The following is a 22437-nucleotide window of genomic DNA, read 5'->3' as shown; positions in this document are numbered from 1 at the left end:
AATCTAATACTAGGCTGGAGTCAACAGTTTTCTAGGTTTGTAATCTTTAACTACTTCTGCAATGGCCTTGATATGTTCTGGAGTGGTACCACAACATCCACCAACAATGTTTACTAATCCTTTTTCTACATATTCTCGGATTTGAGCAGCCATTTGCTCAGGTGTTTCATCATACTCACCAAATGCATTGGGCAATCCTGCATTGGGATGAGCAGAAACAGCAAATTCAGATTTAGCCGAAACCACCTCCAAGTACGGCACCAATTGTTTGGCTCCCAAAGCACAATTGAATCCAACTGATAAAATTGGAATATGGGAAATGGAAATCAAAAAAGCCTCTGCAGTTTGACCTGACAAAGTCCTTCCTGAAGCATCGGTTATAGTGCCACTGACCATCACTGGAACTTCTATGTTTCTTTCTTCTTTTACTTCTTCAATGGCAAAAAGAGCAGCCTTGGCATTCAAGGTGTCAAAAATGGTTTCCACCAATAATATATCAACACCTCCGTCGAGCAAAGCCTCAACTTGTTGTTTATAGGCAATTCGAAGTTCATCAAATGAAACAGCACGAAACCCTGGATCGTTCACATCGGGTGACATACTAGCAGTTTTATTGGTCGGACCTATACTTCCTGCTACAAACCTTGGCTTGTTTAGGTTCTTTTTAGTGAATTCATCGGCCACTTCTCTTGCGATTTTAGCCGATTCAAAATTAAGTTCATATACCAATTCTTCCATGCCGTAATCGGCCATAGCGATGGTAGTTCCAGAAAATGTATTGGTCTCCAAAATATCCGCACCTGCTTCCAAAAACTTTCGATGTACTTCTTTTACAGCAGTTGGCTGAGTGATGGACAACAAATCATTATTACCTTGCAAATCACTTGGCCAATCTTTGAAGCGTTCACCCCTGAAATCCTCCTCCTTGAATTTATAGCGCTGCAACATAGTGCCCATGGCTCCATCCAGCACTAAAATCCGTTTCTTCAATATGTCTTCAATTTTTTCCATAGTACAATTTCCTTCAAAAAAGGATGTAGTGAGATCAAGAAAAGTGCGGAAAAATACGTTGCTGTATTCTTTTCGTTATCCTTCCCCTTCCAGGTTGATCTTCCGAAAGGTCTTGAAATGAATTCAAGACAGGGGTAGAATGTAGCACCTTCTCGAGGTCGAGGGTTGCTAAGGCTTCACAGGGTCTAATCCCTCCACCTTTCTTGATAACACTTTCAATTTATAAATGAACTGAACTGCAAAGAAACGGCACTCCCTAGTGAAAAGCAAAAAAAGCCTTTGAATTTTTAGAAATCCAACAATAAAAAAACGGATTGATTCCTCAACCCGTTTTCGTCTTGTAATTGTGATGTTTTTAAACCAACATCCCTCCTGAAACTTCGATGCGATGACCGTTGACCCATTTGGCATCTTCGGAACATAAAAATGTCACTACGCCACCAATATCGCTCGGAATTCCAACACGGCCCAAGGCCGTAATACTTGCAATAGCTGTTCTTTTTCCCTCATCATTTTTATTGGTTCCCCCACCAAAATCGGTTTCGATGGCACCTGGCGCTACCACATTCGACCTAATTTGGCGAGCCCCCAATTCCTTGGCTTGATATCGGGTCAGAGCTTCAATGGCGGCTTTCATGGAGCCATAGACTGAATATCCTGGGAATGAGAAACGGGCCAATCCACTCGAAATATTTACAATTCCACCGCCTTCCGATAGCATGGGTAATAACTTTTGAGTCAAGAAAAACACCCCTTTAAAATGGATATTGACCAAGGCATCCAACTGCTCTTCTGTGGTTTCTGAAATTGGGGCATTGATTCCAATCCCAGCATTATTGACCAAATAATCCAAATTTTTTGCATCAAATTGAGATTCCAAGACATTTTTGACCTCATCAGCAAAGGCATCAAAACTATTGGATTTTGCAACATCCAATTGAAGCGCGTAGGCTTTTTGACCTAAACTTTCTATTTCGTTTACAGTTTTGTCAGCCTCCTCTTTATTGTGTTGATAGGTAATCAAAACGTTCAACCCTTTTTCGGCCAATTTGATGGCCATATTTTCTCCCAGTCCGCGGCTACCCCCCGTGATCAATGCTACTTTTTCTTTGTTCATTGTAATTGATTTTTGATTTCAATACAAAAGTATTCGCGATAAACCCCATAGGTTTGCGAGCATCAATCGATTTTTTGCAAAAATCAAACTTTAAGGGTCGACCTAAATTTTAAAGGAGATAGTTGTGCATGTTTTTTGAAGAAATTGGAAAAGTGGGCGACTTCTTCGAATCCAAGACTAAAGGCAATTTCTGAAATACTCCAATCCGTGTTGTTGAGCAATATCTTTGCTTCTTCAAAAATTCGGGCATGAATAATCCCTGTTGTTGTACTTCCAGTGGTTTCTTTCAACACCTTGTTTAAGTGATTGGCATGGACAGCCTAACGCTCGCTAAAATCGTTGGCCGTTTTTAATAAAAGACCCTGTGATGGAGAATTGATGGGAAACTGTCGCTCCAAAAGTTCCACAAACAAATCTGTAATGCGAATTGCTGCATTTTTAGTATTCTCGTGCGATTGTATGGGATGTAGCTTTTGTCCTAAATGCAATAATTCAATTACGTAAGCTCGAATCAAATCAAACTTAAAGGCATAGTCTGAAGAAAGTTCGCGTTCAATTTTCTTGAACAATTGCTCAATCTCCACATAATTTTCCTCTGAAATGTTGAGTATTGGAAATCCTCCTGGTTGAAACAAAGGTAACTTTTCCAAAATGACCCCACTTTTATCCTTTGATAAAAAGTTCTCAGTAAAAACACAAAAGTAGCCTGATTGTTCTTCATCCTGCGGCACATAGTTGTATGGAATCTTTGGGGAAGCAAATAGCAGTGCCTTGTCCTCAATAACAATGGTCTTGTCGGCATATTCAGCTCGATTTTTACCATTGATCAAACTGATCTTGTAATAGGATCGACGGTCGTATCGCATTTCGCCTTTGCTCAGCCTTGCCCTATATTCAGAAATATTGAAAACATTAAAATGCCCTATATCTTTCCCAATGTTCTCTGGAATGGGCAAACTCAACTTTCCGTAGAAATCGCGCAGCGTAAAAAGGCTTTCCATACAATTGTAAAAATCAAATATACCCTAAAAACAAAAACACCCCTCAAAATTGCTTCTGAAAGGTGTTTGCTTAGCTAAAAACTATAATGGTTAGTTGATGCTCTGCACCACTTCTTTTTTGGCCTCTTTTTTAGAACCGTCAAATCCTTGCACGCCACCAACTGTCGTATATTTCATTACAAATCGCTTATCTGGGTTGATAATTTGATAGGCAAACTGACACATTACCGCAGCTTCATGAAAGCCAGACAAAATCAATTTAAGTTTTCCAGGATAGGTATTTACATCACCGATGGCAAAAACCCCTGGAATATTGGTTTGGTAATCCTTGGCATTGTTTACCTTGATGGCATTTTTTTCGATTTCCAATCCCCAATCTCCGATAGGCCCTAATTTTGGAGATAACCCGAACAATGGAATAAAGAAATCGGTTTCAACGTAGGCATCTTCCCTATTCTCATCATTATATTTTATAACAACGGCCTGAAGTTCATCCTTGCCATGAATTTCCTTAACCTCAGCTTCGGTATACAATTGAATTTTGCCCAATTTGGCTAATTCCCTTGCTTTTTCTACAGAGTCCAAAGCGCCACGGAATTCGTTTCTACGGTGAACCAATGCCACTTCGGAAGCTACATCGGCCAAGAAAATAGCCCAATCCAAGGCGGAATCACCTCCACCAGAAATCACTACTTTTTTATCGCGGAATTGTTCTGGGTCTTTCACCATATACTCCACCCCTTTACTTTCAAAAAGTCCAATATTGGCAATCAATGGTTTTCTAGGTTCAAAAGATCCTAAACCACCTGCAATTACCACCACTGGTGCATGGTGCTTGGTTCCTTGACTTGTTGTAACTATAAAAGAGCCATCGTCTTGTTTCTCCAAAATTTCTGCACGCTCACCCAAGGTAAAACCAGGTTCGAACGGTTTAATCTGCTCCATTAGGTTATCCACTAATGTTCCTGCCAAAATCTCTGGGTAGGCTGGAATATCATAGATTGGTTTTTTAGGATAGATCTCGGAACATTGTCCTCCAGGTTGTGCCAACGCATCAATTAAATGGCATTTTAGCTTTAACAAACCTGCTTCAAAAACGGTGAACAAACCCGTTGGCCCTGCTCCGATTATAATGATATCTGTTTTGATCATACTACTACTTTTTAATTGCTCTCGACTGCGCTCGAGCTGACATTACTACACTTTTTCTTGCAATTTTTCTCCCTTAATTTGATACTCTTTTTGAATATCCGATATTATTTGACGGTGGTTTACCACCTCTCCGATCACAATGATCGCTGGATTGGATAACTGCTGCTCCCTTGCCTTGTTCTCAATGGAAGCAACAGTGCCGATTCCAATCTTTTCTTGGTCCGTGGTGCCATTTTGAATAATGGCCACTGGCGTATTTTCTTTTTCTTCTTTTTTAAATAGCTCCATGATCTCTCCCAATTTGGACATGCCCATTAGGATGATTACGGTTGCATTTGATTTTGCGGCCAATGCCACATCATTGGATAATTTGTGCTCTTTGGTGGTTCCTGTGATTACCCAAAAACTTTCTGCAGCTCCTCTTTTGGTCACTGGAATGTTTTGTGATGCAGGCACGGATACCGAAGATGAAATCCCAGGCACAACAGCCACTTCAATTCCGAACTGGGCGGCATATTCCATTTCTTCTGCTCCACGACCAAACACAAATGGGTCACCTCCTTTTAAGCGGACAATATGCAATCCTTGATTGGCGCGTTGCACAATCAACTCATTGATTTGCTCTTGTTGATAAGCATAACACCCCTTGCGCTTTCCCACAAATATTTGTTCCGCTTGAGATGCATATTCCAATAGCTCTGTGGACACCAATGCATCAAATAGCACAACATCCGCATTTTGCAAGGCTTTGATCCCTTTTAGGGTAATCAAATCCACATCGCCTGGGCCTGCACCCACTACTGTCAATTTTCCACTACGCATGTTCCAACTCCATTTTTCTGAACGCTTCCAATTTTTCCAACACTGTTTTGGCATCTTCCAAATAACTTTTTGCAAAAGCTTCAGATGGTTCGTTCTGGTTCAACTGAAGGGCCACTTTTTCAAACCCGCCCTCAAAGGCTATTTTATCTGTCTCCACATACAACCTATCAAAATCCTTGATGATGCTTGCATGGGTATTCACTTTTACTTTTTCTGCCGTCAACAATGCCTTGGCAGAGTTTACAATGGATTGGTAGGAATAATAAATACTAGCCACCCATTTTCCCTCTTTGATGGCTTCTTCGGCATTTTCGATTTTCTCTTGACTTTCGAAGAACAATGTAGCTACTAAATCCACTATCACTCCTGCACATTCCCCTACTCCAATTTCCTTGACATATTTTTCCTCGTTGCCCCAGTCAATAAAATCTTCGTGGGTTAAATTATCTACATCAGTCAATGGTTTTAGGAAATCGTAGAAATAGATTTGTCCTTTTTCCTCGTAATAATCGGTGAATGAAGCACCGTTCCCATTAGCTTCAAAATCATCCAAAATAAGACGCAAAGCCTGTGGTCCTCTTTTACTTGGAATCTTGGCCACTTTGTCGGCAAATCTTGCTTTTCCATCGCCATAATTTCCACCTCCCAACAACACTTGAAGTGCTGGAGCCACCAATTTATCTTTGGTTCTAACGGACATTCCTTGGAAACCAATGTGAGCCATATTGTGTTGCCCGCAAGCATTCATACATCCACTGATCTTGATGACCACATCTGGATTTTTGATGTATTGTGGATATTCAGCTTTGATTACTTTTTCCAACTCATCAGCTATTCCCGTACTACTGGCAATACCCAAATTACAGGTATCGGTTCCAGGACATGCAGTGATGTCCAATGCTTTGTTATAGCCCGCTTCGGCAAAGCCAAGTTTTTTCAATTCTTGATAAAAGAATGGAACCAAATCCTCTTTTACATAAGGAATCAATATGTTTTGTCTAAGGGACAAACGAATCTCCCCCGCTGCATAATCTTGCACCAATTTGGCCAGTTCACGGGCTTTATCCGTATAGAAATCACCTAAAAGCACTTTGATACCGATGGCAACATATCCCTCTTGTTTTTGAGGCACCAAGTTGGTAGACTTCCAATCTTCAAAAGCTGTTTGGTCTTCGATGGTAACTTCTGGAGTTTTAACCTCAGCGACATTCACCTTTGGATAATCCTCAAAATTGATGGGATAGGTTTGATGAGGAACTGCTGTTTGTTCTTCTTCCAATAATTGTTTGAAACCATCCAGACCGATATCTTTCAGCAAGAATTTCATACGAGCTTTTGCCCTACTTTTTCGCTCGCCGTATCTATCGAACACGCGGACAACCCCCTCCATCATTGGAATGATTTTATCTGTAGGTAAAAAACTATACAATTCATCGGCATGGCGCGGCTGTGAACCCAAGCCACCTGCCAACATCACTTTAAAACCTCTTTCACCATCTTTTTCTTTGGCTATAAAACCAAGATCATGCATATAGGAAAGGCCTGTATCGGCATCACTGGCTGAGAAAGAAACTTTGAATTTTCTTCCCATTTCCTGCCCGATAGGATTTCTTAAGAAATATTCAAAAACGGCTTGTGCATACGGAGAAACATCGAATGGTTCATCCACATCAATACCTGCGGTTTCACTGGCTGTTACGTTACGAACGGTATTCCCACAAGCTTCACGAAGCGTAACTTCATCCTTTTCCAATTCGGCCCAAAGTTCAGGGGTACGCTCCAAATCCACATAGTGAATCTGAATATCTTGACGGGTAGTGATATGCAATCTTCCACGAGAATACTCATCGGAAACATCGGCAATTCGAAGCAATTGTTTGCTACTGACCTTACCATAAGGCAATTTGATCCGAATCATCTGAACACCCTGTTGACGCTGTCCATAAACTCCACGTGCCAAACGTAGGCTTCGGAACTTTTCCTCATCGATATTGCCATCTTTGAACTGGCGGATTTTTTTCTCCAATTCGATGATATCTTTCTCTACTACTGGGTTTTCTATCTCTGTTCTAAAGCTTTGCATATGCTATTTTTCCTATCGTTTTTATAGATTAATTTGAATGAAATAATCTAAAATGTTTTTTTGTTTACTGTAAGTGAATGCCGCACTCTCTACTTTCCAATGCCTTTACTGGATCAAAGTACGTACTATTCTTGGGAAGGTTGTGTTGCTCCAAATAACCGTCCAAGTCTTCATCGGTCCAATAATAAAATGGGCTTACTTTAAGGATACCCTCTTTACTATAGCTTAAAATATCTTTGGAGGTTCGTAAATCAGTCTGACGAATTCTGATATTGGAAAACCAAATATCTGGCTTGAAATCTGCCAACGCTCTTCTAAAGGGTTCCAATTTCACAATTTCAGAAAACTCGGCATGCTCTGGCTGATCTACCGATGGAAATCCCAAACGATGCTCTGTAAAGGCTTTTGTCTCTTTTGGAACATAGGTGTTTAGATTTAGATTGAGCAAATTGGTCAAGTACGAAGCATGTTCGTAGGTTTCAGGTAAGTTATACCCCGTATCACACCAAACTACATTGATATCAGGGTCTTCCATACTGAAAGTATTGAGCAGAACCGCAGAGTACTTTCCAAAACTTGTTGTTACAATTCTTCTTTCTGACAATTGCAGAGCCCAGCTAATAATTTCTTCTGGGGGTATTCCTCTAAATTGCTTGTTGTAGTATTCTAAATCTATATTAAGAGCCATAAGATATAAAGTCTATCGTTTTAATAGGAATTACAAACGTAAAATTATTTTTTAGAAGAAAAACCAAAACAAATCTTAAATTTATTTTTATCCTATAGTTTTAGTAGATTAATAGAATTTCAGGTGTATTATTATCAAATCATCAATTGTAAAACTGAAAATGAGGGAGTTAACTACAGTAAGTCTGCTAAAGTATTGTTTCTGTAGACATCTAAGGCACTGTCCCTTACCTGAAGCATTAGCTTGTGAACAGAGCATTCACCCTCGTCGGGACAATCGTCACATTTTTCGTAGAAATTGAGGCTAACGCACGGCACCATGGCAATAGGCCCCTCCAACACACGCATAACGGTAGTCATGGGAATATCTTTGGGTTCCTTGATGAGGTAATATCCCCCACCTTTACCTTTTTTGGAACCAAGAAAGCCATTGCGCCTTAAGGTAAGTAATATGCTTTCCAAAAACTTTTGGGAAATGTTCTCGTGCTTAGCTATTTCAGCAATTTGAACAGGCTCCTTACCCTCTACTTTTGCAAGAAAGGTAAGTGCCTTAAGTCCGTATTTTGTCTTCTTGGAGAGCATTATACGAATATAGGGAAATTTAGTAATCTACTTCCTTAAAAGATACCTTTCGGTTTACCCCAAAGCTTGCTCAACATCCGCAATAATATCATCAATATGTTCCAACCCGACTGAAACCCTTACCATACCGTCAGAGATACCAACAGCTAGACGTTCTTCGGTAGTTAATTTACTATGCGTTGTTGATGCAGGGTGGGTCACAATACTTCTGGAATCCCCTAAATTGGCCGAAAGCGAAAGCAATTCGATACTATCAAAGAATTTCCGACCAGCATCCAAACCACCTTTTACCTCAAAAGCTACCACGCAACCACCAGCTTTCATTTGTTTCTTCGCAATTTCATGCATCGGATGCGATTTTAGGAAAGGATATTTCACCCATTCAATTTTATCGTGTCCCTCCAAAAAGGTGGCCAATTTCAATGCATTTTCACAATGTCTGTCCACACGAATGGCCAAAGTTTCCAAACTTCTGGATAATACCCATGCATTGAAAGGTGATAAAGCAGGTCCCGTAATTCTAGAGAATCTGTACACCTTATCCATTAATTCACCACTACCAACGGTAATTCCTGCCAAAACTCTACCTTGACCGTCCATCAACTTGGTGCCTGAATGGATAACCAAATCAGCACCAAATTTTATAGGCTGTTGTAGATAAGGTGTCGCAAAACAATTGTCAATAATAAAAATGAGTCCATGTTTTTTGGCAATATTTCCCAATGCCTCTAAATCCAAAACATCCACCCCTGGATTGGTTGGGGATTCAGCATAAATGATTTTGGTGTTGGGTTGAATCATTCCCTCGATGGAATCCAAATCATCCACATCAAAATAACTGGTACTGATATTCCATTTTGGAAAAAAGTTGGTGAACAATGTATGTGTTGAACCAAAAATACTTTTGGACGAAATTACATGGTCACCAGCATCCAATAAAGCGGCTAAAGTTGAAAAAACAGCTGCCATTCCAGAGGCATAGGCAAATCCATTTTCCGCACCCTCCATCTTACAAACCTTTTCAATCAGTTCATTGTTGTTAGGGTTGGAATATCTGGAATAAATATTGCGTTCCTTTTCTTCGGCAAATGAAGCACGCATATCTTCCGCATCTTCAAAAACAAAGCTGGAAGTCATATAAATGGGGCTGGAATGCTCCAAATTCTGACTGCGCTCCATTTGTGTGCGAATTGCTTCTGTTTCAAATTGCTTGCTACCTTTTCTCATATCTTTTCTGCTATTCTTAAAATATCACCAAAAACTCCTCTTGCGGTCACAGCGGCCCCTGCCCCTGCCCCTTGAATCACCAATGGATTTTCTCCATAGGATTCCGTATAAATCTCGATAATGGAATCGGAACCTTTGATCTGTCCCAAAGCACTTTCTTTTGGAACGGAAATCAGTTTTACATCCAAAATCCCTTTATCTTGCTGAAGATCGCCATGTAAATCACCCACATAACGTAGCACATGACCTTCTTCTTGTTTATTCTTGATCTCTGAATACACCCCATCCATCTCACCAATACGATTCATAAATTGATCAAATTGGAGGGGTTGAAGCTGTTCAGGAATCAAATTCTGCACATTAATATCCGAAAATTCATTTTGAAGATCGAGCTCACGGGCCAAAATCAATAATTTTCTACCTACATCATTTCCAGACAGATCTTCTCGTGGGTCTGGTTCGGTATAGCCATTTTCCATCGCTTCCTTAACAATGATGGAAAAAGCGGTTTCCTTTTCTGAAAATGTATTGAAAATATAACTCAACGAGCCTGAAAAAACGCCTTTGATTCTTGTGATGTTTTCTCCAGACAGGTGTAATAATTTGATTGTATCGATTAATGGAAGTCCTGCTCCAACATTGGTTTCGTACAAGTATTGTTTTTGATTCGCATCCAAACATTTTCGGAGGCTTTTATAGGTATCAAAACTCAATGTATTGGCAATTTTGTTGGAAGAAACCAAGTCAAAACCATGTTTTACCAAAGTTTCGTAGTTCTCCACAAAAGTGTTGCTTGCAGTGTTGTCCACAGCTATCAAGTTCTCCAAATGATTCCTTTTGGCAAAGGTAATGATGTCAGCAACCTCGTAAGACACTCCCTCCTTTTCCAATCTTTCTTTCCAATTGGATCCGATACCTTTGGCATCCAACAATACTTTTCTGGAGTTGGAAACCGAAAAAATGCGCAAGTCCAAACTTTTACGTTCTTCAATGCTCTTTTCTGAATTCAGGATTTGGTCAATCAAAGTACCTCCAACCGTTCCGTGACCGAACAAGGCCAAATTGATTTTCTTTGCGATTCCGAAAATCTGTCCGTGAATCACATTGATGGCTTTGTGAAGGTCAGATTTCTTCACCACCATACTCACATTCTTACCCGTTACGGTATTATTGAACAACAACGGAATCACCTGGTTTTTTACCAAGGCGTTGAACGGTTTATGGAAACTGCTCAAGTCCATTCCCACAATGGAAATCACCGAAACATCTTTTACCACGGTTATCTGGTTGATATCTTGACTTGAATAATCCGTCTCAAATTCTTGATCGAGCACTTTTTTGGCCTTTTCGGCTTTGGACTCATCCACCACCAAACCGATACCTCGCTCGGAAGACCCCTGCGAAATAATTCCAACACTGATACCATTTTGACCCAATGCACGGAAAATACGCATATCGACCCCAACCTTTCCAAGCAGACCTCTTCCTTCTAAATTAATAAGAGCCATATTGTCCAGCACCGAAAGGGATTTAATTCCTCCATTATCAGTTTTTGGGCCGATCAAAGTCCCTTCATTATCGTCGTTGAACGTATTGCAAATACGCAATGGAATATTTTTCTCAATAAGCGGGATTATGGTCTTCGCATGTAAAATGTTAGCCCCGAAATTGGCCAACTCATTGGCTTCACTGTATGAAATCACATCAATCAGCTTGGCATCGCTAACCAAATCGGGATTGGCCGTAAAAATCCCATCTACATGGGTGTAATTGATCAACTCAGAAGCATCCAAATAATTCGCCAACAAAGCAGCGGAGTAATTACTTCCGTTTCTGCCCAAAGTAGTGGTTGAACCATCTCGGTTAGACCCGATAAAACCAGTCACCACGGGAATAGTGTCTGCCTCCAATTCATGGAAATAGCGAAGCACGTTTTCTTTTGATGCACCTTGGTCCACCTCCGCATTGCTATAATTATCGTCCGTGGTAATCAATTTTCTGGAATCGAAAAGCTTTGCTTTTAACCCAGATGCTTTGAGAGCGGCAGTTACATATTTGGCGGACAACAACTCCCCAAAAGACAACATTTCGTCTTTGGTTTTAAGGCTGTAATCCCCAGTTAAGGAAACTCCGTTCAATATTTTTTCGATAGCATTGAGCTCATCGAAAATGTCAACATTAAAGTTATTTTTTTGATAGGCAGCGAACTTATTCAATTCTTCTTGAAAATCCTTGCCATCTGCAGCTTTGTCCAATAAATTTTCCAACTGATCGGTCGCTTTGCCCCTTGCGGAAACCACAACGGCAAAATGTTCGTTGGCTTCAGCTCTTTTTGATATGATGTCAAGGACTCTTTCAATGCCCTCACCATTCGCTAAGGATTTTCCCCCGAACTTTAATATTTTAATGCGTTCCTTTTTTGCTTCAGGTTGAAAAACGGGCTGCAACAGTTTTTCCAATTGCTCAAATTCCATCAAAAAGGCATCGTGACCATGAAGCGATTGCACTTCTCCATAAGTTACATTGGCATTGGCCTGGGCCAATCGCTTAAAGGTTTCCTTGTTTTCTTCCGCAGTAAAGAACAAATCGGAATTCACTCCGATAATATGGATTTTCATCTCGCTTTCTTGAAGAGTCTTAAAAGCTGCATCCCCATTTCGGGTAATGTCGATGGACTTTAATAATTGGTTCATCAACTTATAGGCGGAAAGCTGAAAACGCTCTTGTAATTTTTTCCCGTGGTGCATCAACCAACTTTCCACATTGAACACTTTCAGTTCTTCGTTAGTGCTACGTTTGAATCGTTCCTTGAAAGATTCAGGGGTACGGTAGCACAGCATCGCATGCATACGGGCATCGTGCACAGGTTGCTTGGAATTCACCAAAAACTGCTCTTGAATTTGACAGTTGGCAATCAACCAATCCGTAGATTTCCAATCGGATGCCACTGGAATCAAATGTTCGGTAATGTTCGGATTGAATGCGGTCATTTCCCACGCAATTCCACCACCCAAAGAACCTCCGATAATGGCAAACAGCTTTTCAATTTGAAGTTGCTTTAATCCCAACAAAAAGATTTTGGCTATATCTCCAGCTACAAAATCCTTATAATTTTCTATGACAAAACCATCGTATCCATTTCCAGGGATATTAAAGGAAAGAACCGTATAAATATTGGTGTCGATGCATTTTCCCTCGCCAATCAAATCGGTCCACCAACCGCCTTCGCCTGCTACGTTGGAGTTCCCTGTAAGTGCATGGTTCACCAATACAATGGGTGCCGAATGCAAGGGCTGTCCAAAAATTTCATAGGAAAGCTTCAGGTCTTGAACGGACCCGTTTATCGTTTCAAATTGTTCTATGGCCAAATGCCTTAATTCCATAATAGCAATATAAACCCCAAAGGGTCAATTAGTAATAAATAGTATGGTTATAAGAAAGTGGGGCAGAGACTACCTGTTTTCGTTATCTATTCCCGTTGGGATAGAATGTAGCACCTTCTTGGTCATGGACACCAAGGGTTGCTAAGGCTTCAACGGGTCTATTCCCTCCGCCTTTCTTGATAACTAACAATACGTGTTTGAACTTCGTGGGGCAAAGATACTGATGGAAAGATGGATTTTCCTAATCTTTTCGGATTTTTTCACGAAAGACCAATTCTTGCCCCAAGGTTCAAAAACAAAATTCTATTTCAACACCGTAAACTCAATATTGGAATCGGTGAAAACGGTATGGGTTTGGGTTTTAAAGTCTGACTCATCCGCTTTGAAGATATTGTCCACATAAGTTTGTGGATTCAAATCGATAAGTGGAAACCAAGTACTTTGCACCTGAATCTGCAATTTGTGTCCTTTTTTAATGGTATGGAACACATCTTGAAGCTTGATGTTCACATCCGTTTTCTCATTGGGTGTAAATGGCTCAGGGTCTGAAAAACTATTTCTAAATCGACCACGAAGCACTTCACTTCGTACCATTAAATGGTAATTGCTCATTTTGAGGTGGTCCTGCATTTCTTCATTGGTTTCCACATCGGCAGGATGCACATCAATCACCTTTACGATCCAATCGGCTGCAGTACCCGTTGTGGCCACTTTTAAATGCGCCATAATATCTCCCGCCAAGGTAAAATCCTCGTCCATCACCTCAGTTTCAAAAACCAAAACATCAGAACGGCGCGCAGCAAAACGTTGATCATCCGTCATGTATTTTCTTGGTGTGAAAACGGTTTTTACATCCTCAGAATAAGGTACAGGCTTTTTTATATCGCTTATGAATTGAATTCCTTTGACTCCTTTAGGCTCAGTGGTGAGCTCCTGATCTTCGGATAGGTACATGGTCTCCTTTGCTGCATTTGCAGGAGGCCAAGTGTCATAGGTTTTCCATTCTTTTTTACCTGTATCAAACACATAAGCTTCGGGCAACCCAGAATTCGGACCTCCATCCCCTTTTAAAAAGTGGTTGAAGAATTTGGTCTCGATATCTTTCTGGAAAAACAACGAAATGGAATCGCCAAAGTAATAGTTTCCAACAACGTTTCTTTCGCGATTTCTGGCCCAACCTCCATGGTCCCAAGGTCCGAACACCATGGTGTTATAGTTACCATCGTTATATTTTTCAATGTTTTTATAGGTCTCCAATGGCCCATAAAGATCTTCGGCATCAAACCACCCACCCACAATCATGGTAGCTACACTGCTCTTCACATTTTTCAAATGCTGAATCAATCCGCGACTCTGCCACATTTCATCATAATTCGGGTGCTCTTTCAGTTCATTCCAGAAATAATCATCGGTTACACCTTCTGGACGCATTTTAGGGGTGTCGGCAGTTTCGTACTCAAAAAAGTGGTCTAGATTTTTCAACGGTCCTGCATCCAAAAAGTATTGGTATTGGTCTTCGGTTGGTAGACTTGGCAATGTATACCAAGCGGTGTCCACGGGTTGATCTCCATTAGGTCTTGGGGTTCCGAAAAGTGATGTTGCCCTAAAGTAACTCAACAAATAGGCTCCGTTATGGTGGAAATCATCAAAAAAGAAATCCCCAATACAAGCCTGAGGTGAAGCGGCCTTTAAGGCAGGGTGCGCATCCACCGTTGCATAAGTTGCATAGTGTCCAGGGTACGAAATCCCCCAAATCCCGACATTACCATTGTTGTTTTCAACATTGTTCACCAACCATTCAATGGTATCGTAGGTATCGGAACTTTCATCCACCTGATCGTTGGAAGTTTTATTGGGAATATACGCTCGCATGTTTACGTAATGTCCCTCACTCAGCCATCTTCCTCGCACATCTTGATACACGATAATGTTCCCCTCTTTCATTAAATGTTCATTGGGACCAATCTTTGTTCTAAAATTTCCTTCACCATAAGGTTGGGAGCTATATGGCGTACGCTGCATGATGATGGGATACTCCTTTGAGGTATCTTTTGGGGAGTAAATTGTGGTGTGCAAAGTGATGCCATCACGCATCTCAATATCCACTTCTTTTTTAGTGTAATTATCGGCCACATAGGTATCCACCTCGGCCACTTCGGTCTTTGTTGTTTTATTACAACTGACTACGGCAAACAACAAGCCGACACTTAAGAATAGAATTTTGAAATTGAATTTCATGCTGAGTTAGTTTTGAGTTTCTAAAGCTACTAAAGAATGAAGAGGGAGACAATAAAAAAAGGAGCCCGTTTTGGACTCCTTTTTCATTTTATATTGTTAATGGATTAAAGGTCAAAGGCTTCTTTCACCTGATCTACCATATCCAATTTTTCCCAAGTGAAGAGTTCCACTTCTTTCTCGATTCTACCATTATAAGGTGACTCGTATACCTTGGTCAAGGTTTGTGGCTGCTTGCCCATGTGTCCATAAGCTGCAGTTTCCAAATAAATGGGATTGCGCAATTTTAGGCGTTCTTCAATGGCAAAAGGTCTCATATCGAACAATTCCGAAGCCTTTTTGGCGATTTCACCATCACTTAATCCTAGTTTGGAAGTACCGTAAGTTTCCACAAAAATGGAGGTAGGCTCTACCACTCCAATGGCGTAACTTACTTGTACCAAAATTTCATCGGCAACTCCCGCAGCTACCAAGTTTTTGGCTACATGACGAGCGGCGTAAGCAGCACTTCTATCCACTTTGCTTGGATCTTTCCCGCTAAAAGCACCACCACCGTGTGCCCCTTTGCCCCCGTAGGTATCCACAATAATTTTTCTACCCGTAAGACCTGCATCACCATGAGGTCCACCAATTACGAATTTCCCCGTTGGATTAATGTGGTATTTAATACTATCGGTAAATAGCTTTTGAATGGCTTCAGGTAACAACTTTTGCACTTCAGGAATCAAAATCTGGATGATATCCTCTTTGATTTTGGCCAACATCACCTCATCGGCATCAAACTCATCATGTTGGGTTGAAACTACAATCGTATCAATTCGCTGTGGCACATTATCATCAGAATATTCGATGGTCACCTGTGCTTTTGCATCGGGTCTTAAATATGGAATTCGGGTACCTTCTCTTCTCAATTCGGCCAACACCTGAAGAATCTTATGGGAAATATCCAAAGCCAAAGGCATATAGTTTTCGGTTTCCTTGGTGGCATAACCGAACATCATTCCTTGATCACCAGCACCTTGCTCCTCTTTGCTCCCACGGTCAACCCCTTGGTTAATATCTTGGGATTGTTCGTGAATCAAAGAAATCACACCACATGAATCACCACTGAACTGATATTCCCCCTTGGTGTACCCAATTTTATTGATCACCTCACGGGCAATGCTCTGCAAATCAACATAGGTATGACTTTTCACCTCCCCAGCAAGCACTACTTGTCCCGTGGTCACCAAAGTTTCACAGGCCACCTTGCTTTCAGGATCAAAGGCCAAAAAATTATCCAACAATGCATCACTTATCTGATCCGCAATCTTATCTGGATGTCCTTCGCTAACGGATTCTGATGTAAATAAATATGACATTACGTTTAATTAATGGGAAATCTCGACTTAGACCTGCAACCGAAGCTCTCAATCATTAATGAAGAGGAGTCAAACCACCATGGGTTTGAACTGCTTTAGCATTTTTCTTGTGCCCTCTTTCCTGGCATCTGAGGTTGCAATCAGTCAAATCTTTCCTCGTTTTGAGGTGCAAAAGTACGTATTTGCCACATATTTTAAAACTTTGTTGACGATGCTTTTTTATAAGGGCTATTTAACCAGTTTTTTTTCGTCTACTGGATATACTTTGTATATTGCGGCGATTAGAATTTCCCTGATCATAAACACCAACTTTTAAACACTCACCCCTATGCATATTGCTGTTGCAGGTAACATTGGCGCTGGCAAAACCACCTTAACAAATCTATTGGCCAAACACTATAAGTGGGATGCCCATTTTGAGGATGTGGTTGACAATCCTTATTTGGATGATTTTTATACCCAAATGGAGCGTTGGAGCTTTAACCTGCAGATTTACTTTTTGAACAGTAGATACCGTCAGATTCTGAAAATTAGGGAAAGTGGAAAAAGTGTGATTCAAGATCGAACCATTTATGAGGATGCGCACATTTTTGCACCCAACTTGCATGCGATGGGGTTGATGACCAACCGAGATTTTGAAAACTACAAAAGTCTTTTTGAGTTGATGGAGAGCTTGGTGCAACCACCAGATCTATTGATTTACCTTAGAAGTACCATTCCCAATTTGGTGAGCCAGATTCACAAGCGTGGTCGGGATTATGAAAATTCAATTTCCATTGATTACCTCAGCCGTTTGAACGAGCGTTACGAAGCTTGGGTGAACACCTATGCCAAAGGAAAGCTCATTATTTTTGATGTGGACAATCTGGATTTTGTGGACAATCCCGAAGATTTAGGTGAAGTGATCAACCGCATTGATGGTGAGATTCACGGGTTGTTTGAATAATTCCTGCTTCTAAATTTTCAATTACTTTATTTTCTATTCTTTTGATTGAAAGAATATTGGGTATATTTAATGGTATTTGCATATCCAAATAACCAAAAAGCACTACCATGACCACTAAACATCCAATCCCATTTAAAGTTTTGTTCATTGCATTGTTCCTGCAAGTTTTCACCTATGCACAAGAACTTGCCAAAGTACCCGCAGAACAAGTGGGCATGTCCTCGGAACGCCTTGCATATTTGACTTCAACTTTTCAAGAGTATGTGGATCAGAACAGATTGCCTGGTGCATCCATTTTGGTAGCACGAAAAGGTAAAATTGCCTATTTCGAAACTTTTGGCAAAAATGACATTGTAAATAATGTTCCGATGACCGAAGGTTCCATTTTTCGAATTGCATCTCAGACCAAAGCTATTGTAAGTGTTGGGGTGATGATACTTCAGGAACGAGGCAAATTATTGATTACAGACCAGGTGGGCAAGTTTATGCCCGCATTTCAAAAAACCAAAGTAGCTGTTCGCAAGGATGATGGGGGCTACGACATTGTTGACGCGGAGAGACCCATCACCATTCGAGATTTGCTCACCCATACTTCTGGAGTTTCTTATGGTAGTGGTATTTCGGCAAATTTATGGGAAAAAGCAGGAATTCAAGGATGGTATTTTGCGGACCGCGAAGAACCTATTCAAGCGACAATCAACAGAATGGGCGACCTACCTTTTGAAGCCCAACCTGGTGAAAAATTTGAATACGGTTACAACACCGATATCCTTGGCGCTTTGATTGAAGTGGTCTCTGGAGAACCTTTGGATGTTTTTCTAAAGAAAAATATCCTTGAACCTCTGGGCATGACAGACACCCATTTTTATCTTCCCGAAGCAAAAAGAGCACGTTTAGCCGTTGTGTATTCCCCTACTGAAAATGGTTTGGAGCCAGCCCCAACTCCTGGTGGCATGGTAGGCCAAGGAGCTTATGTAGATGGACCACGAACAAGTTTTTCGGGGGGTGCTGGGCTATTGAGCACATCGATGGATTATGCCAAATTCCTGCAAATGATGTTGAACAAAGGTGTTTTTAACGGAAATCGCATCCTTTCCAGAAAATCTGTGGAATTGATGACCGTTAACCATTTGGGCAAGGCACAATTCCCTTGGGTAGGTGGAACTGGTTTTGGATTGGGCTTTTCAGTGGTTGAAGATTTAGGAGACCTTGGCACATTGGGTTCTGTTGGCGAATATGGTTGGGGTGGCGCCTACCATTCTTCCTATTGGGTAGATCACCAAGAAGAAATGGTGGTGGTCTATTTTACACAATTGATTCCGTCTGGAGACATTGATGACCATGGAAAATTACGTGCATTGATCTATCAAGCCATAGTGGATTAAAAAATAATTCCCGTTTACTCACTCAAGAGATTCGTTCCCTCATTGGCACTTTATTTCGGTTGTTTTTGAAGTTAGTTTAGGATTGGGATTTACCCATCACTATTAACTATGCCTTTTATAGGCTCAAAAACTATGATATTATGAGACCGAAAAAGAACCCACAGTTAGACCTTAGAAAAAACAGCTTGCTGTATTTTATGGTTGGAATGACCTTTATTTTACTGCTCACCTTTTTGGCATTGGAATGGAAAACCTTCGACCCAAAATCGGATTGGGATATTGGACAATTAGACCCAAACCTTTTACCTGATGAAGAAGTGCCGATCACCTTTCAAAAACTACCAGAACCTCCCAAACCCAAAATTCAAACCCCGCCAAAAATTGAGATTGCGGATGATGAAGATGATATTGTCGAACCAGTTATTGAACCTGACGACACCAATCAAGATACTCCTGTGGCAGAAGTAGACGATATTAAAGTTGAAGAAGAAGAAATCGATGAAGAAATACCTATCATTTCAGTGGAAAATGTGCCAATTTTCCCTGGTTGTGAGGGTGAAACCACAGAAAAAGGTAAACGTGATTGTTTCCAAGAGATGATGAAAAAACATATCCGTAAAAATTTTAGATATCCCGAAGTGGCTCAAGAAATGGGATTGCAAGGCAGGGTAGATATCAGATTCACCATTGAAAAAAACGGCGATATTGGAAATATTAAGTTTCGAGGGCCACATGAAACTTTAGAAAATGAAGCAACTCGAATAATTTCCAAATTACCTACAATGACCCCAGGAAAACAAGGTGGAAAACAAGTAAAGGTAACTTATACCCTACCGATTACTTTTAAATTGAATTGATATCTCGACTTCGCTCGATATGACATTCAACCCGATTAAATAAAAAAACCACGCCGTTGGGCGTGGTTTTTCCAGCTTTATGTAAAGCGCGAGCTAATCCTTTGCCTCGGCACTCTTATATTCTTGAATTTTTTTCTCCAATTCTTCTTTGGTAGCGGCTGTAAACTCTTCGGTTTCTTCCACCAACTCACCATTCATTTCGGTACTAGTGGTCACAACAGCTTTAAACGCTCCGTCTTCAGTATTGCTTACCTCAACACGGATTTGCTTTTCAACTGCTTTGGTTTCCATCATTCCATGGTCGGTAACCGTGATAACAGTTCCATCTTCTTTGGTGATGGACAATTCATCCGCAGGAGCCAAACTCACTAAACTTGGTGCGATGACCAATGCCACTACAGACATCAATTTAAGCAAAATATTTAAAGAAGGACCAGAAGTATCCTTAAAAGGATCACCAACGGTATCTCCCACAACAGCTGCTTTGTGTGCATCGGTTCCTTTTTTACCTTCACTTTCGATGGTTTTTTTCGCGTTGTCCCATGCTCCACCTGCATTAGATTGGAATATGGCCATCAAAACTCCAGCGGTGGTAACTCCTGCCAAAAGTCCACCTAACATTTCAGCTCCACCGATAAAACCAACAGCCACGGGAACGGCAATGGCCAATAATCCTGGCATAACCATTTCCTTAATGGATGCTTGGGTAGAAATTTCCACACATTTATCGTATTCGGCCACACCATCTGCAGCTTCAAAAATCTCCATATCTTCCTTACTGGCTTTGGAAAGGTCCGCATCGTACTTACGCATCACTTCCAAAGCAGCTTTTAGTTTAGGAATGTCCCTAAACTGACGACGTACTTCCTCGATCATGGACATGGCTGCTCTACCTACGGCATTCATGGACAAAGCCGAGAATACAAATGGAAGCATTCCTCCTACTAAGAGTCCCGCCATAATATCGGGTTGGGATACATCAATGGATTTAACGCCAGCTGTTTTCATAAAGGCAGCAAATAACGCCAAGGCGGTCAATGCGGCAGACGCAATAGCAAATCCCTTTCCGATGGCTGCGGTTGTGTTGCCTACGGCATCCAATTTATCGGTCCTTTCGCGAACTTCACTCGGCAATTCGGCCATTTCGGCAATTCCACCTGCATTATCTGATATAGGTCCGTAGGCATCAACGGCCAACTGGATTCCTGTATTGGCCAACATTCCCACAGCTGCAATGGCAATTCCATATAATCCTGCAAAATAATGGGAAACCAAAATTGCAGCAGCTATTAAAATAATAGGAATGGCTGTTGACATCATCCCTACACCCAAACCTGCAATAATATTGGTTGCAGCTCCTGTATCGGATTGTCGAACAATTGAATTAACAGGTTTTGTGCCTGTTCCTGTATAGTATTCGGTTACCTTTCCAACCAAAAGTCCTGCAACAAGACCTGCAATTGTGGCCCAAAAAACACCCATGGAGGTAAATTCATTGCCACCCTCCATCCAAGATTCTGGCAACATGGCATTTATTATAAAATAGGACGCAATCAGCATTAATGCTGCCGATCCAAATTCTCCAATATTCAAAGCGGTTTGTGGATTTCCGCCATCCTTAACTTTTACAAAGAAAGTACCAATGATTGACATGATGATTCCTACAGCAGCCAATGCCAGTGGCAAATACACTGCACCCAAACCATCATAAGCTGATTGAAACTCGGGTAGTCCAGCAAAAACAGCACCTAAAACCATGGTACCGATAATAGATCCTACGTAAGATTCGAAAAGGTCAGCTCCCATTCCTGCAACATCTCCAACATTGTCCCCAACATTGTCTGCAATAGTTGCAGGGTTTAAAGGGTGATCTTCTGGAATACCTGCTTCTACCTTACCCACTAAATCAGCTCCAACATCTGCTGCTTTGGTGTAAATTCCACCACCAACACGAGCGAAAAGTGCAATGGACGAGGCTCCTAATGAAAATCCGGAAAGCACATTCAGCACTTCACCGATTTCCCAACCTTGACCGCTATAAATCATAAAAAGTCCACTCAATCCTAAAACACCGAGACCTACTACACCAAGACCCATAACAGCTCCCCCAGCAAAGGCGACTTCCAGTGCTTTCCCCAAAGAGGTTCTTGCAGCGTTGGTAGTCCTTACATTGGCTTTGGTTGCCACTTTCATTCCAATAAAACCAGCAAGGGCTGAACAAATGGCCCCAACTATAAAGGAGACAGCCACCATTCCATTGGAACCTGCCTCATTACTTCCTTTAAAGAAAAGCAACACGGCAACTGCTACAACAAAAATGCTCAGTATTTTATATTCTGCCTTTAAGAATGACATTGCCCCATCGGCAATGTTCTTGGCAATTCTTGCCATTTTTTCGTCCCCGACCTCTTGTTTGGAGATCCATACATTTTTAATAAAAACGTACAATAGGCCCAAGACACCGAAAATGGGCAAAAACTTCACGATTAATTCCATAGATTGAGTTGTTTAGTATTTTACAATGGTAGCTAATGTAGTAAAATACGAAGTAATAAAAAAAATGCGCTTTTAATTAATAAAAGCGCATT

The 22437-nt window shown here is 41.0% G+C and carries 16 protein-coding genes, 1 pseudogene and 2 riboswitches; of the genes and pseudogenes, 3 read left to right on the top strand and 14 right to left on the bottom strand.

Annotated features, from left to right (window positions below):
- Positions 1–9: 9 nt before the first annotated feature.
- The 13 genes and pseudogenes from BLQ18_RS06190 to metK form a co-directional block, all read right to left on the bottom strand.
- The gene (locus BLQ18_RS06190; protein WP_090293512.1) at positions 10–1011 is read right to left on the bottom strand and encodes a homocysteine S-methyltransferase family protein; all 1002 of its coding nucleotides are present in this window, start codon (positions 1009–1011) and stop codon (positions 10–12) included.
- A gap of 92 nt (positions 1012–1103) precedes the next feature.
- Positions 1104–1224, bottom strand: a riboswitch (SAM riboswitch).
- Between the two features lie 142 nt (positions 1225–1366).
- A complete protein-coding gene (locus BLQ18_RS06185; protein WP_090293511.1) occupies positions 1367–2128 on the bottom strand; it encodes an SDR family NAD(P)-dependent oxidoreductase in 762 nt (253 codons plus the stop codon).
- Positions 2129–2211: 83 nt separating this feature from the next.
- A pseudogene (locus tag BLQ18_RS17170) lies at positions 2212–2433 on the bottom strand (helix-turn-helix domain-containing protein); the annotation flags it as partial.
- A 15-nt stretch (positions 2434–2448) separates the two neighbouring features.
- Positions 2449–3129, bottom strand: coding sequence for an AraC family transcriptional regulator (locus tag BLQ18_RS06180; RefSeq protein ID WP_313795032.1), 681 nt, complete (start codon positions 3127–3129; stop codon positions 2449–2451).
- Positions 3130–3219: 90 nt separating this feature from the next.
- Complete coding sequence (locus BLQ18_RS06175) at positions 3220–4281, bottom strand: NAD(P)/FAD-dependent oxidoreductase (RefSeq protein ID WP_090293510.1); 1062 nt, start codon at positions 4279–4281, stop codon at positions 3220–3222.
- Positions 4282–4326: 45 nt separating this feature from the next.
- A complete protein-coding gene (gene cobA / locus BLQ18_RS06170) occupies positions 4327–5103 on the bottom strand; it encodes a uroporphyrinogen-III C-methyltransferase (RefSeq protein ID WP_090293509.1) in 777 nt (258 codons plus the stop codon).
- Complete coding sequence (locus tag BLQ18_RS06165) at positions 5096–7186, bottom strand: HEPN domain-containing protein (protein ID WP_090293508.1); 2091 nt, start codon at positions 7184–7186, stop codon at positions 5096–5098. The genes cobA and BLQ18_RS06165 overlap by 8 nt, the downstream gene beginning before the upstream one ends.
- A gap of 64 nt (positions 7187–7250) precedes the next feature.
- Positions 7251–7874, bottom strand: coding sequence for a phosphoadenosine phosphosulfate reductase domain-containing protein (locus tag BLQ18_RS06160; protein ID WP_090293507.1), 624 nt, complete (start codon positions 7872–7874; stop codon positions 7251–7253).
- Positions 7875–8047: 173 nt separating this feature from the next.
- Positions 8048–8455: an RrF2 family transcriptional regulator gene (locus BLQ18_RS06155; protein ID WP_090293506.1), complete on the bottom strand. Its 408-nt coding sequence runs from the start codon at positions 8453–8455 to the stop codon at positions 8048–8050.
- A gap of 54 nt (positions 8456–8509) precedes the next feature.
- A complete protein-coding gene (locus BLQ18_RS06150; protein ID WP_090293505.1) occupies positions 8510–9682 on the bottom strand; it encodes a trans-sulfuration enzyme family protein in 1173 nt (390 codons plus the stop codon).
- A complete protein-coding gene (thrA, locus tag BLQ18_RS06145; RefSeq protein ID WP_090293504.1) occupies positions 9679–13065 on the bottom strand; it encodes a bifunctional aspartate kinase/homoserine dehydrogenase I in 3387 nt (1128 codons plus the stop codon). Before thrA ends, BLQ18_RS06150 begins: the two co-directional genes overlap by 4 nt.
- Before the next feature lie 79 nt (positions 13066–13144).
- Positions 13145–13251: riboswitch (SAM riboswitch) on the bottom strand.
- Positions 13252–13368: 117 nt separating this feature from the next.
- Entirely contained in the window at positions 13369–15303 is a 1935-nt protein-coding gene (locus BLQ18_RS06140; protein ID WP_090293503.1) for a CocE/NonD family hydrolase, read from the bottom strand.
- 104 nt (positions 15304–15407) lie between these two features.
- Entirely contained in the window at positions 15408–16661 is a 1254-nt protein-coding gene (gene metK, locus BLQ18_RS06135) for a methionine adenosyltransferase (protein WP_090293502.1), read from the bottom strand.
- Positions 16662–16989: 328 nt separating this feature from the next.
- Here metK and BLQ18_RS06125 point away from each other — a divergent pair, with 328 nt between their 5' ends.
- From BLQ18_RS06125 to BLQ18_RS06115, 3 genes are all read left to right on the top strand, one after another.
- The gene (locus BLQ18_RS06125; protein WP_090293500.1) at positions 16990–17607 is read left to right on the top strand and encodes a deoxynucleoside kinase; all 618 of its coding nucleotides are present in this window, start codon (positions 16990–16992) and stop codon (positions 17605–17607) included.
- A 107-nt stretch (positions 17608–17714) separates the two neighbouring features.
- Positions 17715–18992, top strand: a complete 1278-nt coding sequence (locus BLQ18_RS06120) for a serine hydrolase domain-containing protein (protein ID WP_090293499.1) — start codon at positions 17715–17717, stop codon at positions 18990–18992.
- Positions 18993–19132: 140 nt separating this feature from the next.
- The gene (locus tag BLQ18_RS06115; RefSeq protein WP_090293498.1) at positions 19133–19849 is read left to right on the top strand and encodes an energy transducer TonB; all 717 of its coding nucleotides are present in this window, start codon (positions 19133–19135) and stop codon (positions 19847–19849) included.
- A 93-nt stretch (positions 19850–19942) separates the two neighbouring features.
- On the opposite strand, the gene BLQ18_RS06110 is transcribed toward BLQ18_RS06115, so the two are convergent.
- Positions 19943–22345, bottom strand: a complete 2403-nt coding sequence (locus BLQ18_RS06110; protein ID WP_090293497.1) for a sodium-translocating pyrophosphatase — start codon at positions 22343–22345, stop codon at positions 19943–19945.
- Positions 22346–22437 lie beyond the last annotated feature (92 nt).

The sequence above is a fragment of the Flagellimonas zhangzhouensis genome (assembly GCF_900102925.1).
Classification (GTDB): Bacteria; Bacteroidota; Bacteroidia; order Flavobacteriales; family Flavobacteriaceae; genus Flagellimonas; species Flagellimonas zhangzhouensis.
Note: the sequence above shows the minus strand (reverse complement) of the source record. Positions and strands in the feature narration are given on the sequence as shown.